Raw genomic sequence first — 13,786 nt, 5'->3', positions numbered from 1 at the left:
GCCCCCGTATTACCCGCGCAATTTGCCTACACCGGAGATGAGACACATGGCCCACGAGCCCGACACCCGCCCCACCGCATGTCTTGCCCTTGCCGACGGCACCGTTTTCTACGGTCGCGGATTTGGCGCAACCGGTGTGACGCAGGCGGAACTGTGCTTCAACACCGCGATGACCGGCTATCAGGAAATCATGACGGACCCCTCCTATGCGGGCCAGATCGTGACCTTTACTTTCCCGCATATCGGCAACACCGGCACCAACCCTGAAGATGACGAAACCGGCGATCCGGTTGCAGCGGGAATGGTGGTGAAATGGGATCCCACCGATCCCAGCAACTGGCGCAACGTTGAAGTGCTGGACGACTGGATGGCCAAGCGTGGCCGCATCGCCATCGGCGGCATCGACACCCGCCGTCTGACCCGCGCGATCCGTCAGCAAGGCGCACCGCATGTGGCACTCGCCCACGATCCAGAAGGCAACTTCGACGTAGAAGCGCTGGTTGCACAAGCGCGTGACTTTGCCGGTCTGGAGGGCATGGATCTGGCCAAGGATGTGACCTGCGCGCAATCTTACAAATGGGACGAAATGCGTTGGGCATGGCCCGATGGCTACCCGCGTCAAGAGGCCCCCAAACACAAGGTTGTCGCCGTTGATTTTGGCGCCAAACGTAACATCCTGCGCTGCCTGGCATCTGCTGGCTGTGACGTGACAGTATTGCCTGCCACCGCAACCGCGGAGGAAGTGCTATCGCACAAACCCGATGGTGTGTTCCTGTCGAACGGCCCGGGCGATCCGGCCGCCACTGGCAACTACGCCGTGCCGATGATCAAGGGTGTTCTGGCTGCAGACCTGCCCGTTTTCGGCATCTGTTTGGGGCACCAGATGTTGGCACTGGCGCTGGGGGCCACAACCATCAAAATGAGTCACGGCCACCACGGCGCTAACCACCCGGTCAAGGAACACGCAACTGGCAAGGTCGAGATCACCTCGATGAACCACGGCTTTGCGGTTGATGCGCAATCCCTGCCCGAAGGTGTTGAGGAAAGCCATGTGTCACTGTTTGACGGATCGAACTGTGGTATCCGCCTGACAGACAAGCCTGTCTTCTCTGTGCAGCACCACCCCGAGGCCAGCCCCGGTCCGCAGGACAGCTACTACCTGTTTGAACGCTTTGCCGAAAACATGGCGGCGCGCAGTTGATAGCACCCTGATATAACCGGAAAAGGCGCCTTAACCCCGTCTTAACCAAGCTTTGAGATCCTCCCCCGTGTCCTGCACGGGGGGATTTTCTTTGGCCTCAAAGCCCTTTTATAATGCACTTGATAGAACAGCACAGCAGGCTGTCGCGGATCGCCTTGGCAGCCTGCAGTCCGGTGCGCGGCCATCCCGCAGACCAGCGCAGGTTCAGTTCGGTCAGTACCTGCTGGACAATGGCGCACTCACGGCGACCGATCTGTTACGCGCACAACATCTGGCGTTGCTGCGCAGTCACGATCTGTTTGACTGCCTCGTGCACCTGCACCCCGCGCAGGCCACCACGCTGGCCCAACACCACGCAGATTGGCTGGGCCTGCCCTATTGCCCCGCCCCCGAGGCGCAGGCAGATGTTTCGCTACTGCCACGATTTGATCCCCAGCGCTGCGTGCAACTAGGATTGCTGCCGCTTTATCAGCGGGACGGGAAACTGCATATCGTCGCGGCAGACCCTGCGCGATTTGATCCTGCTCTATTGCGTGCAGATCTGGCCATCGATCGCTGTCGCCTGCACTATGCGCCGCGCGCCGCGATCCATAAGGCACTGCAAAGAATGCAGGCCCCACGTCTTTCCCTCGCGGCCAGCACCCGCGTTGACATCAGTGAAAGCTGCCGCAATTGGGGCCTGCGTCCGCTGCGCCGCACTGTAATGCTCACACTGATCCCTGTCGTCCTCGCATTAGCCTTTGTCATCTGGCCACAGATCACCTTTCTGTGCCTCGCACTTTGGGCGTGTCTGACACTGGTTCTGGCCTCATCTATGAAAATTCTGGCACTGCTGTCCTATGTCACCGGCCAACTTCAAAGACATCCGCCCGCATCCAATCTGCTCACCACCCAAGGACCATCACAACGCGGCCCACCGCTGCCCCGCATCAGCGTTCTTGTCCCGCTGTACAAAGAACCAGAGGTGCTGCCCGCGTTGCTGAAACGCCTCGGCGCACTTGACTATCCCAGTGGGCTGCTGGAAGTGCTGATTTTGCTGGAGGAGGAAGACCAGCTCACACAATCCGCCCTCAGTCAATTACGACTGCCGGACTATCTGCGCACACTGGTTGTTCCTGACGGCACCCCGCGCACCAAACCGCGGGCGATGAACTACGCGCTGGACTTTTGCCGCGGCGACATCATTGGCATCTACGACGCCGAGGATGCGCCAGAACACGACCAACTGCTGAAGGTGGCTGCTGCGATGCAGGACGCACCAGAGGATTTGGCCGGTGTGCAGGGGGTGCTGGATTACTACAACCCGTGCCAGAACTGGATCGCGCGCTGTTTCACCATCGAATACGCAGGCTGGTTCCGTGTGGTTCTGCCAGGTATGAGGCGCCTGGGCTTTGCCATCCCTTTGGGCGGCACCACCGTGTTCTGTCGCCACGATGTGCTGCGGCGCGTTGGCGGCTGGGATGCCCACAATGTGACAGAGGATGCGGATCTGGGCATCCGGCTGGCACGCCACGGCTACCGAGTCGAAATGCTCGACAGCACCACCTATGAAGAGGCGAACTGCCGCCCTTGGCCGTGGGTGCGTCAGCGGTCGCGTTGGCTGAAGGGATACATGGCCACCTATCTGGTCCATATGCGCCAGCCGTGGCAATTGCTACGACAGTTGGGGCCGTGGCAGTTCTGCGGCGTGCAGTTGCATTTCGTCACCGCACTGTCGCAGTTCTTTCTTGCGCCGATATTGTGGAGCTTCTGGTTGCTGCCTTTTGGCGGCGCCCATCCGTTGCATGGCTTTGTGCCTTGGCCTGTGCTGCAGGCGATGGCCGTCGGGTTCATCACTGTTGAATGCATGAGCTTGCTGATCGCGCTGACCGCCTGCACCGCACGGCGCAGTCTGGATCTGCTGACATGGGTGCCAACCCTGCACCTCTATTTCCCGATGGCCGCACTGGCGGCCTATAAGGCGCTGGCAGAACTGATCTTTGCCCCCTTCTACTGGGACAAAACGCAACATGGCCTTGCCCCAGAGGAAGCAGAGGCCACATCAATGCCCGCGCCTATCCCAGACGGTTGATGTTGCGCGAATCCAGTTTCAGACGGGTGGTGAACGCCTTGGAAATATGTTGTTTCAGCGCATCCCCAGCGCGCTGCTCATCCCCCGCAGCGATAGCCGAAACGATTGCATCATGTTCCGCCAGTGCGTCCACACCGCGCCCTTCGGCGGCCAGCGATGTGGTGGCCATCAGCGCCATGGTGCGATGCACCATTTCCAGCTGCTGGACCAGATAACGGTTATGGGACGCCAGATGGATCTGTTTGTGGAACCGGCGATTGGCGCGGCTGAGGGCGGCGGGATCATCGACCAAGGCGCGATCCTCTTCGACCATTTCGCGCAGCAGGCTGACCTCTTCTTTAGAGGCATGGCGAGCCGCCAGACGGGCCGCCAGCCCTTCCAGTTCCGCGCGCACAGCATAAAGTTCGCTCAGCTGGTTATGATCCAGCGAAGCGACAATCAGACTGCGCCCGTCGCGCGACAAGAGTGACTGTGTCTCCAACCGCTGCAAAGCTTCGCGAATCGGGGTACGCGATACGCCGAACCGGTCTGCAAGTTCGCTTTCCACCAAACGATCACCGGGGCGGTAAACGCCAGTATCTATCGCCTCAAGTATCAGGCGATAGGCATCTTTTTGGGGTTTGGGTTCGGACATGGCGCCTCTCCGGGGTGGGCAGATGTGATCGGGGCACAGTAACGCGCCACTGCGCAGGATCAAGGCAAACCGCGCATACCGCCGCCTTATCGCACACCTTCTGTTCAGCTTGTCCTAACACGGGCAACGGCCTAAGTTCCACGCATGCCCAAACAAGATTTTTCCCACGTGGATCAATGGGTCTTTGACCTTGATAACACGCTTTACCCACCCCGCGCCCGCCTCTTTGACCAGATTGAGGTGAAGATGACCACTTACGTCATGCAGACTCTTGGCGTCGATCAGGCCCGCGCCGATTACCTGCGCAATCATTATTGGGCCACCTATGGCACCACGCTGGCTGGCCTGATGCGCGAACACGACGTAGATCCTGCCCCCTACCTGACCGCCGTGCACGATATTTCGCTGGATCATCTGGAACAGGACCATGATCTGGCCGCTCATATTCGCAATCTGCCGGGGCGGCGGATTGTCTACACCAACGGCTCCGCGCCTTATGCGGAACGGGTGCTGGCCGCGCGCGGACTGAGCGGCCTTTTCGATGCGATCTACGGGGTTGAACACGCCGATTTTTGCCCCAAACCCGAACTGGAAGCGTTCCAAACGATCTTTGCCAAAGATGGGATCGCAACAGAACGCGGGGCAATGTTCGAGGATGATCCGCGCAATCTGGCAGTTCCGCATCAATTGGGCATGAAAACCGTGCATGTGGCACCGGATCCGCATCATGCGGAGCATATTCATCACCACACTGATGACCTGACCGCCTTTCTGGCGCAACTGATCAACGCTTAAACCCAAACAGGCCAAAGGATGGCTGCGCGGCGCGTTGCCGCAGCGCGACTTTGTCCACTGGGGTTTCTTCGGCGCGGCGATTATGTGACGGGCAACCGCAGGGGTCTGAGCAGATCACTGCACAAAAATTCGCGCAAACGGAGATACGTCATGACCACCATGGACACCACCATCGAAGCAGAAAACACCGCCGCAGTTGTTGAAAAACCGTCCAACAAGAACCAGGGCGAAATGATCGGCTTCCTGTTTGCGTTGGTGGCTGCGGTCCTGTGGGGCCTGTCGATCTACACCTTTGGTGTGCCCGGCCTCTACATCCCCGCGCTGGCAGCTGTTCCAGTCGTCTACATCATGCTGATTATCATCAGCCGCGGGTGACAGGATGCCGCTTGGACTGCCTGACAGATAGAGCTAAATTGCCGCTCAACAGGAGGCAGTCCAATGCAAACTTATGACGTAGATATCCTAGTGTCCGGCGGCGGGGTCGCCGGTCTGACCGCCGCCGCAATGTTCGGTCAGGCGGGTTTTTCGGTTCTCTGCGTTGATCCTACGCCGCCCGTGACGGAACGGGACGTGCAGGGATCGGACATGCGCACCACCGCGTTTTTGCAACCCTCGCAAGCCCTGCTGGACGAGGCTGGTGTTTGGGCCCGTCTGGCGGATGAAGCAGCGCCGCTGCAGATCATGCGCATCGTGGACGCCGGTGGGGTCGAGGCAGAGCCGCGCATCGTCAAGGACTTCAACGCCTCCGACATTTCAGACAAACCGTTTGGCTGGAACCTGCCCAACTGGCTATTGCGCCGCGAGCTGACCGCACATCTGAAGGCGATGGAAAACGTTACCTTCCGACCCGGCACTGGCACAACGACACTGTTCACCCGCACCTCGATGGCAAAGGTCGGTCTAAGCGATGGCAGCACCGTCACCTGCAAACTGGTGGTCGCCGCAGACGGGCGCAATTCGCCCATGCGCGAGGCGGCTGGAATCAAGGTCAAGACAACCCGCTACGGCCAAAAGGCACTGGCTTTTGCCGTGACCCATCCGATTCCGCATGAAAATGTTTCGACCGAGGTACACCGGTCCGGCGGGCCGTTCACCCTGGTGCCATTGCCCGATTACAATGGCCTGCCCTCCTCCGCGATCGTGTGGATGGAACAGGGGCCGGAGGTGCAGCGCTTGGCTGACTTGCCAGAAGCGGAGTTTGAGGCGGCGATGAACGAACGCTCCTGTCAGCTGTTCGGCCCACTGAAATTAGCATCGCGCCGCACGGTTTGGCCCATCATCAATCAAGTGGCCGAGCGTATGGACGGGGAACGTATCGCCTTGGTGGCAGAGGCCGCGCATGTGGTCCCCCCCATTGGCGCACAGGGTCTGAACATGTCGCTGGGCGATATGCGGGTGCTGCGCGATCTGGCTGTGGCGCGGCCCGAAGGCTTGGGCGATGCCAAAATGCTGGCTGAGTTTAACCGCCAACGCCACCGTGAAGTGCAAGTGCGCGCCGCAGGGATTGATGTGTTAAACCGCGCCTCGATGATGTCATCGCAAACGATGCGCAATCTGCGAGCAACAGGCCTTAACGCGATCTATTCGCTAGCACCGGTCCGTAAGCTGATGATGCAAATGGGGCTGGGTGCGCGCGGATAAAGCGCCCTACCCCTTGCGGTTTTCAGCAAAGGATCCGGCCAACGGTCCTGGACGGCGCTCCTCGCTCAGCAGCACGTTTGCCTCCACATTACCCGCCCCAGGCAGAGTCATAATCCGGCGCCGCAGCACCCGTTCAAAATCCGAAATGTCTCGTGCCGTCACCCGCAAGCGGTAGTCATACATGCCCAAGACGTGCTCGACCGTCTGCACCTCTGGGATCGCGGCAACGGCGCGTTCAAAATCTTCTAGGCTCACGCGCCCCTTGGTAGCCAGTTTGACGCCGAGGAAGACGGTCACCCCAAATCCCAACTTCTCTTTATCCAGATCCAGCTTGCGGCCCGCAATGATACCTGCGTCCTGCAACCGCTTGATCCTCCGCCATGTGGCAGGTTGGCTAAGGCCGAAGCGCCGCCCAAGGGCAGACGCGCTTTGCGTTGCGTCACGTGACAGCGCCAAGAGGATCTGGCGGTCGATGTCATCAAGATCAATCATATCGGCAGGCTTTCGTCTGACTTGATCCGCGCCACCTGCATCAAGGCCTCAATATCGTTGATATGGGGCAGTGTCAGGATCTGTTCGCGGTAGATGTCCTGATAATGGGCCATATCGCGGGCAATCACCGAAAGGCGCACATCCACTTGACCAAGGAAGGTCTGAATTTCCACCACCTCGGGGATCAGACGGGCAGCTTCAATAAATTCGTCAAAGGCACGGGGCTGGGTCTTATCAAGCGTTATGCGCAGCGACACCTCCACCGCATATCCCAACGCTTGCCAGTTGATCACAGCCCGGGTGCCAAGCATGACGCCGGTTTCGCGCAACTTGTCCAGCCGCCGCGACAGACGTGATGCGGTCATCCCGATGCGATCCGCCAGATCGGGGATGGATGTATCAGGGTCACCCTGCATGTATCGCAATATGCGCCGGTCCAGATCATCAAGCATGATTTTAACGTTAATAGCCAATATTGCAAATAGATATCACAGTATCATAGTCAATTCTATGCATTTCTCTCTCGCACTCGTCGTGCCAATCCCTATGCTGATCGCAGACAGTTTAACACACAACACAGTGAGAGGAGCGCCCGATGCGCGTTTACTACGATCGCGATTGCGACATTAACCTGATCAAAGACATGAACGTGGCCATTCTGGGTTACGGCTCGCAAGGCCACGCGCACGCGCTGAACCTGCGCGACTCGGGCGCGAAAAACGTTGTTGTTGCTCTGCGCGAAGGCTCCCCTTCGGCCAAAAAAGCCGAAGCCGAAGGTCTGAAAGTTATGGGTATCGCCGAAGCAGCAGCCTGGTGTGACGTGATCATGTTCACCATGCCCGACGAACTGCAGGCAGAAACCTACAAGAAATACGTTCACGACAACATCAAGCCCGGCGCAGCCATCGCATTCGCCCACGGCCTGAATGTACACTTCGGCCTGATCGAGCCGAAAGAAGGCGTTGACGTGATCATGATGGCCCCGAAAGGCCCAGGTCACACCGTACGCGGCGAATACACCAAAGGCGGCGGCGTTCCTTGCCTCGTAGCCGTAGACACCGACGCAACCGGCAAAGCGCTGGAAATCGGCCTGTCCTACTGCTCCGCCATTGGTGGCGGCCGTTCGGGCATTATTGAGACCAACTTCCGCGAAGAGTGCGAAACCGACCTGTTCGGCGAACAAGCCGTTCTGTGCGGCGGCATCGTAGAACTGATCCGTTGCGGTTTTGAAACTCTGGTCGAAGCAGGCTACGCCCCTGAAATGGCCTACTTCGAGTGTCTGCACGAAACCAAGCTGATCGTTGACCTGATCTATGAAGGCGGCATCGCCAACATGGACTACTCGATCTCCAACACTGCAGAATACGGCCAGTACGTCACCGGCCCGCGCATCCTGCCCTACGAGCAGACCAAGAAAGCGATGAAAGAATCGCTGCAGGACATCCAGTCCGGCAAGTTTGTGCGTGACTTCATGCTGGAAAACGCTGTTGGCCAGCCGACCATCAAAGCGTCGCGTCGTCACAACGACGAACACCAGATCGAAGTTGTGGGTCAGAAACTGCGCGACATGATGCCGTGGATCTCTGCCGGCAAAATGGTCGACAAAGCCAAGAACTAAGGTCTTGGCGGGCAGATCCCGCTAACCTAAAGATTTGGGGCGCGCCGATGATCTGGCGCGCCCTTTTCATTTGAATACAAAGACTTCGTCATGACCGATACGCCTACCTCTCCCGGCCTCACCAACTGGATCAAGCTGATCACCCTTGGCATTATCTGGGGCGCGTCGTTTATGGCGGTCACGGTAGCGCTGGACGGCCTTGGCCCGATGACTATAGCTGCCACCCGCATCGCCATCGGCGCGCTTAGCCTTGTGGCGCTGATCACCGTCATGGGTATTTCGCTGCCCTCCTTTGCGACCCGTCAGGGCCGCATCATCTGGGCCTGCGCGCTGGGAATGGGCGTCTTTTCTAACGCCCTGCCCTTCACCCTGCTCAGCTGGGGGCAGACCTATGTGGCCAGCGGGTTTGCTGGCGTCTGCATGGCGATTGTACCGCTGTTTGTGCTGCCTCTTTCTCACCTCTTGGTGCCCGGTGAACGAATGACATTGCGCCGCAGCTTGGGATTCTCGGTGGGCTTCGTCGGCGTTGTGGTACTGATCGGCCTTGATGCCTTCACCAGCGCGGGCAGCGATTATGAATCGCTGGCGCGCCTCGCCTGTCTGACGGCGTCGCTGTGTTATGCGATCGGGGCGATTGTCACCCGCCTGTGCCCGCAGGTGAATATGCTATCCCTCTCCGCCGCTGCGCTGATCTGCGGCGCCGGGATCATCCTGCCGGTTGCCCTGTGGCAAGAGGGCGTGCCTGCGATGCCAGACACCAAACCCCTCCTCGCGATCCTCTACCTTGGCCTGTTCCCCACGGCGGTAGCTCAGATCCTGCTGGTGCAGGTCGCCCGCTCCGCCGGACCGGCGTTTCTATCTACGGTGAACTATCAGGTGCCGGTCTGGTCGGTGATCTTCGGCGCAGCTTTGCTGTCCGAGGCGGTGCCGCCCCAACTGTTCGCCGCGCTCGCACTGATCCTTGGCGGGTTGATGCTGTCACGCCAGCCGAACCGTCGCAACGCCGCCTAAGATCTGCACAGAACCAGTTCATCCTTGCACAACCACCCCAGTTGCGCCGCACGCCACGCGTACCCACCTGATGGTCATGTCCCAATATGACATCACCGTCAGACAGGGTCTGCCCGAGGAAATGCAGACCCTGCTTCGGGATTATCCGCGCGATGCGTGGCCGGATCACCCGAACTTCGCCGCCTCTATCGAACGTTGGATGGGGGCACACACAATGTTCCGGCAGATCGCCGCAATTGTGGCCACCGACACCGAAGAAATGCTGGACAAGCAGATCGATCCCGACTGGTACGCCATGCGGCTGGGCCACTTTGGCAACGCGCTGGTGCGCAATCTGCATGGCCATCACACATGGGAAGACCGTAAATTCTTCCCCGAGTTGATGGCAGCGGATGACCGGTTTACCGCCGGGCTAGAGATGCTGGAGGCAGACCATGACGCAATGGACGGCCTGCTGGATGGGCTGGTGCAATCATCAAACCGCTTCATCAAACTGATGGATCTGTCACCGCAGGACGCCCCATCGGAACTGCCCGAGGTTTTGAAACAGGCAGAGGGCATTCAAACCTTCCTGATCCGTCATCTGACGGATGAAGAGGATCTGACCGTGCCGATCCTACTGCATCACAAATTGCGCGGCTGAAGAAACCGCGTGGGGGCCTGGAAACCGGCCCCTTTAGTATGCCTAGCGCACTGCCCTCTTGACCTTGAGCACTGAAACCGATCAGGTCGCGCGAAGACAAACAAAGGGCACCTCATGCAACCGACAATCACCCGCGCCTCTTGGGCGATGATCGTAGCCCTTGGTCTGGTCTGGGGCGGCACCTTTATGGTGATGGAGCTGGCCCTGCGAGGGATTTCGCCGATCTGGCTGGCCTTTGCCCGGCTAGGTTTCGCCGCGCTTTTGCTGACCACGGTCTGGCAATGGCGGGGTGGACAGCTGTGGTTGAGTGAGGATCGTCCCTGGCACATGCTGTTGCTCGCCGGGCTTCTCAGCGCAGCGCTGCCGTTTATGCTGCTGAGCTGGGGGCTGCAATTTGTGACCTCTGGCTTCGCTGGTGTGTCGATGGCGGCGATCCCGCTGATCGTGCTGCCGCTGGCGCATTTTTTCCTAGTGGGTGAGCGGATGAGCCTGCGCCGCAGCATCGGTTTCGTCACCGGATTTGCGGGCGTGTTCATCCTGATCGGCGGCCCTGCGGTGTTTGAGGCCAGCGGTGCGAACGGGGAAACATGGGGGCGTCTCGCCTGTGTCAGCGCCGCCATTTGCTATGGCGTCAATTCCATCATCACCCGTCGCCTGCCCCCGATTGATCCTGTCGGTCTGTCGGCCAGCCTGATGCTGATCGGTGGCGCGATCCTCCTGCCATTGGCCCTGTGGAAAGAGGGCATTCCCAGCTCTATCAGTTTGGAAACATTCGGCTATCTGGCGTTACTGGGGCTGGTGCCCACGGCGGCCGCGAACCTGCTGCGGGTCCTGGTCATCCGATCTGCCGGATCAACGTTTATGTCACTGACCAATTACATGGTGCCCGTCTGGTCGATTTTCCTAGGCGCATGGCTGTTGGATGAGGCGCTGCCCGACGGCATTCTCACTTCGCTGGCGCTGATACTTGGGGGTGTGCTGGTGTCGCAGTTGGGTGCGCTCAGGCGGATGTTCAGCCGCTGACCGCCTGCCACAGGTTCAGCGCCGAACGCGTTTCAAACACGTCATGCACCCTAAGCACCTGTATCCCCTGCGCCACCGCGGCCAAGGCTACGGCAACGGACCCCGCCACGCGATCGCGCGGCTCCTCAGCATTGCCGAGCGTACCAATGAATTTCTTGCGCGAAACACCCAGGAGGATTGGGCAACCGAGGCTATGAAATAGTGAAATCCGTTTCAACAACGCCAAATTATGGGCCACCGTCTTGCCGAAACCAATACCAGGATCGACCATAATCTGATCTCGCGCAACGCCAGCGACGACCAGCGCCTCTACCTGCTCTTCAAGGAAATCGAAGATGTCCAAAAGAACCGCATCATAGTTCGGATCGTCCTGCATGGTGGTCGGATCACCAAGGCTGTGCATCACGCAGACCGGCAGTTTCTGCTCGCCCACGTAAGCCAGCAAGTCGCTGTCGAAGGTGAAGCCCGACACGTCATTGACCAGATCGGCACCAGCAGCAATCGCTGCCTCTGCCACCACCTGTTTACGGGTGTCGATAGAGATCGGCACATGCATCTCTTCACGCAGCGCCTTAATCACTGGCGCTGTGCGCTGGATTTCTGCCTGACGCTCCACTTCCTCGGCGCCGGGGCGCGTAGATTCGCCGCCCACGTCGATCATATCCGCCCCCTGATCACGCATCGCATGGGCATGGCGCACCGCCTCCGACAGCCCCTGATGCTCACCGCCATCGCTGAAACTGTCAGGAGTCACATTGAGGATCCCCATGATCTGCGGCTGGCTAAGATCGAGGCGGGCAATATCACTGCGCGGTGCGGTCAGACGGTCGCGCATTTCACCGGGCAGATCCAACGCCGAGATCCGTTGGGCAGCGTCGTGGCGGCTGAGCACCTCCACTTCAGAAAACCACGCCCAGCCACCGGCCAGAGTCAACGCATGATCGGGGCGAGAAGGGTCGGTTTGCACGATAGGCCGATAGTAGGCTTTCATCTCTGCCCCTCCCTCAGATCGCGATGGTCTGGCACGGCAAATCTAGCGCTGGCGCATCCGTGCCGATCACAACCAGATCCTGCGCATCCATCTCTGCCGCGAACCATGACAGGAGCGCATTGCCATCAACGGTGTCCGGCGGCGTGGTGGCGTCCAACACCATTTTGGCCGGGGCCCAGATACTGACATGGCCCTGTTTCATCGCCCAGTCCAGTTCCGTGCGCGTGTTCGCCACGTTCAACCGTTCATCCCGTGCCATCAGGGTCCATGCGGCCTGATCGGCATGCAAGAGATCAATGTTCAATTGCGCGCGTGCATTCGCTACCGAATGGTCGCCAGCAACAGGCGGTTCCAGACACAAGATCAACGGCGCCGCGCCGCTCAGATCATCCAGCCACTGCGCCAGTGCATCCGAGGTTTGCGCCACGCGGCTGAGGTATGCCAGACGGGGGCGTATGGTCTGCTCATCCTTACGCCCGGCCACATCGGCACGGCTGCGCACAATCTCTACCCCCAGTTTGAAGGGGCCGCGGTCCAATTTCTCGATCCGCAAGAACACCCGCATCGCCTGCGGTTCCGCCAGAATGCGGGCCGCGATGTTATCGGCCAATGTTTCCAATAGGTTCAAACGTTCTGCTGCCAGTTCGGTTGCAATCGCCTCTGTCACCTTGTCGTAGGACAGGATGCGATCCACGTCATCCTCTAACGGGGCCTCAACAGATGCCACCTCAACAGCGACGTCGAACGACAGGCGCTGCGTCAGATCACGTTCCACCTGAAAGGCGCCAATTTCGACTGCAACCACATGGTCACGTACAGAAATACGGTCCAGCGGCGCGGTGGCCATCGCCGCAGCACGCTCTTCGGGATGGGCGAAGGCCTGAGTGATTTCAGAAGCGGTGTCAGACATGGTCGGCCTCTCAGCAGATACAAACAAAAAGGGGGCCACGCCCCCTTTTCCCAGCTAGCTTAAATGCTGTGCCCCGACAAGAGACTCAGTTCAGCGAAACCTCGGTCGGGTGACGATAGAAGTGATGCACGCCAATGGTAGCGGTGCGGGCAAACTTGCGCGACCAACTGGGACGTACGGCCTTGGTATGGTAATAGGTCGCATTGTCTGTCAGCGCGCGCGGGCCGTCGTTGATCATCAGCTGCGCCACTTTAGACACACGATCATATGCCTGTTGTTCATGCACCACTTCGGCGTGGCCATCGCAGGTATAGGTGAACTGGCACTGATACTTGCGCCCTGTGCCTTGGTTAACCACACCGCAGATGGTGTCGGGAAATCGGACCGAGTCGACGCGATTCATGATCACCTCAGCGACAGCGAACTGGCCTTTCACACTTTCACCCCGGGCTTCAAAATAAAGTGCCTCTGACAAGCAGGCCCATTCCTCATCCCCCTGCGCCTTGGGCAGGCTGTCGAGGTATTCGCGGCTATAACTGATCTTGGCCGGCGCTGCCTTGGGGTTGAAAAGCTGGGCCAGCAGACCGGCGGGAACAGCTTCCAGCGCACGATTTTCCTGCTTCAACACGGTTTCAACCTGCACCTCGGCCTGTGCAACGGGGGCAGCAGCCATGAGGGACGCGGCACATGCCAGCGCTGCCCAGAGGCCTGTTTTTTGAACTTTGCGATCCATTACGATCTCCTGCTTAAGCTCCC

General features: G+C 59.4%; 15 protein-coding genes. 9 read left to right on the top strand and 6 right to left on the bottom strand.

Annotated elements, in window-relative coordinates:
- The first annotated feature begins 46 nt into the window (after positions 1-46).
- Both carA and MHM86_RS12450 read left to right on the top strand, forming a co-directional pair.
- A complete protein-coding gene (gene carA / locus MHM86_RS12455; protein ID WP_239200053.1) occupies positions 47-1,201 on the top strand; it encodes a glutamine-hydrolyzing carbamoyl-phosphate synthase small subunit in 1,155 nt (384 codons plus the stop codon).
- Between the two features lie 91 nt (positions 1,202-1,292).
- Positions 1,293-3,272 (top strand): glycosyltransferase family 2 protein, encoded by a 1,980-nt coding sequence (locus MHM86_RS12450; protein WP_239200051.1) that lies wholly within the window; start codon positions 1,293-1,295, stop codon positions 3,270-3,272.
- Here the strand turns inward: MHM86_RS12450 and MHM86_RS12445 are convergent.
- Entirely contained in the window at positions 3,256-3,906 is a 651-nt protein-coding gene (locus MHM86_RS12445; protein ID WP_239200049.1) for a GntR family transcriptional regulator, read from the bottom strand. The two genes, MHM86_RS12450 and MHM86_RS12445, sit on opposite strands and share 17 nt — an antisense overlap.
- A gap of 144 nt (positions 3,907-4,050) precedes the next feature.
- On the opposite strand from MHM86_RS12445, the gene MHM86_RS12440 reads away from it, so the two are divergent.
- The 3 genes from MHM86_RS12440 (at position 4,051) to MHM86_RS12430 (ending at position 6,342) form a co-directional block, all read left to right on the top strand.
- The gene (locus tag MHM86_RS12440; protein ID WP_239200047.1) at positions 4,051-4,701 is read left to right on the top strand and encodes a pyrimidine 5'-nucleotidase; all 651 of its coding nucleotides are present in this window, start codon (positions 4,051-4,053) and stop codon (positions 4,699-4,701) included.
- A gap of 150 nt (positions 4,702-4,851) precedes the next feature.
- Positions 4,852-5,076 carry a hypothetical protein gene (locus MHM86_RS12435; RefSeq protein WP_239200045.1) on the top strand — a complete coding sequence of 75 codons (225 nt, stop codon included), beginning with the start codon at positions 4,852-4,854 and terminating at the stop codon, positions 5,074-5,076.
- Positions 5,077-5,139: 63 nt separating this feature from the next.
- A complete protein-coding gene (locus MHM86_RS12430) occupies positions 5,140-6,342 on the top strand; it encodes a UbiH/UbiF family hydroxylase (RefSeq protein WP_239200043.1) in 1,203 nt (400 codons plus the stop codon).
- Positions 6,343-6,348: 6 nt separating this feature from the next.
- On the opposite strand, the gene MHM86_RS12425 is transcribed toward MHM86_RS12430, so the two are convergent.
- Both MHM86_RS12425 and MHM86_RS12420 read right to left on the bottom strand, forming a co-directional pair.
- Positions 6,349-6,834, bottom strand: a complete 486-nt coding sequence (locus MHM86_RS12425; protein ID WP_239200041.1) for an Lrp/AsnC family transcriptional regulator — start codon at positions 6,832-6,834, stop codon at positions 6,349-6,351.
- Complete coding sequence (locus MHM86_RS12420; RefSeq protein WP_239200039.1) at positions 6,831-7,286, bottom strand: Lrp/AsnC family transcriptional regulator; 456 nt, start codon at positions 7,284-7,286, stop codon at positions 6,831-6,833. The genes MHM86_RS12425 and MHM86_RS12420 overlap by 4 nt, the downstream gene beginning before the upstream one ends.
- A gap of 143 nt (positions 7,287-7,429) precedes the next feature.
- Between MHM86_RS12420 and ilvC the strand changes: the two genes are divergently transcribed.
- From ilvC to MHM86_RS12400, 4 genes are all read left to right on the top strand, one after another.
- Positions 7,430-8,452: a ketol-acid reductoisomerase gene (gene ilvC, locus MHM86_RS12415; protein ID WP_058317999.1), complete on the top strand. Its 1,023-nt coding sequence runs from the start codon at positions 7,430-7,432 to the stop codon at positions 8,450-8,452.
- 90 nt (positions 8,453-8,542) lie between these two features.
- Complete coding sequence (locus tag MHM86_RS12410) at positions 8,543-9,463, top strand: DMT family transporter (RefSeq protein WP_239200036.1); 921 nt, start codon at positions 8,543-8,545, stop codon at positions 9,461-9,463.
- 76 nt (positions 9,464-9,539) lie between these two features.
- Positions 9,540-10,106: a hemerythrin domain-containing protein gene (locus MHM86_RS12405; RefSeq protein ID WP_239200033.1), complete on the top strand. Its 567-nt coding sequence runs from the start codon at positions 9,540-9,542 to the stop codon at positions 10,104-10,106.
- Positions 10,107-10,220: 114 nt separating this feature from the next.
- Positions 10,221-11,129 carry a DMT family transporter gene (locus MHM86_RS12400; RefSeq protein WP_239200030.1) on the top strand — a complete coding sequence of 303 codons (909 nt, stop codon included), beginning with the start codon at positions 10,221-10,223 and terminating at the stop codon, positions 11,127-11,129.
- Here the strand turns inward: MHM86_RS12400 and folP are convergent.
- From folP to MHM86_RS12385, 3 genes are all read right to left on the bottom strand, one after another.
- Complete coding sequence (folP, locus tag MHM86_RS12395; protein ID WP_239200027.1) at positions 11,119-12,120, bottom strand: dihydropteroate synthase; 1,002 nt, start codon at positions 12,118-12,120, stop codon at positions 11,119-11,121. The genes MHM86_RS12400 and folP overlap by 11 nt on opposite strands.
- Before the next feature lie 13 nt (positions 12,121-12,133).
- Positions 12,134-13,030 carry a dihydroneopterin aldolase gene (locus MHM86_RS12390; RefSeq protein ID WP_239200024.1) on the bottom strand — a complete coding sequence of 299 codons (897 nt, stop codon included), beginning with the start codon at positions 13,028-13,030 and terminating at the stop codon, positions 12,134-12,136.
- Between the two features lie 85 nt (positions 13,031-13,115).
- Complete coding sequence (locus tag MHM86_RS12385) at positions 13,116-13,763, bottom strand: cell wall hydrolase (protein ID WP_239200021.1); 648 nt, start codon at positions 13,761-13,763, stop codon at positions 13,116-13,118.
- Positions 13,764-13,786 lie beyond the last annotated feature (23 nt).

The organism is Thalassobius sp. Cn5-15, assembly GCF_022347685.1.
GTDB lineage: Bacteria > Pseudomonadota > Alphaproteobacteria > Rhodobacterales > Rhodobacteraceae > Thalassobius.
The sequence above is the reverse complement of the archived record's forward strand: the minus strand, read 5'-3'. Positions and strand labels throughout refer to the sequence as shown.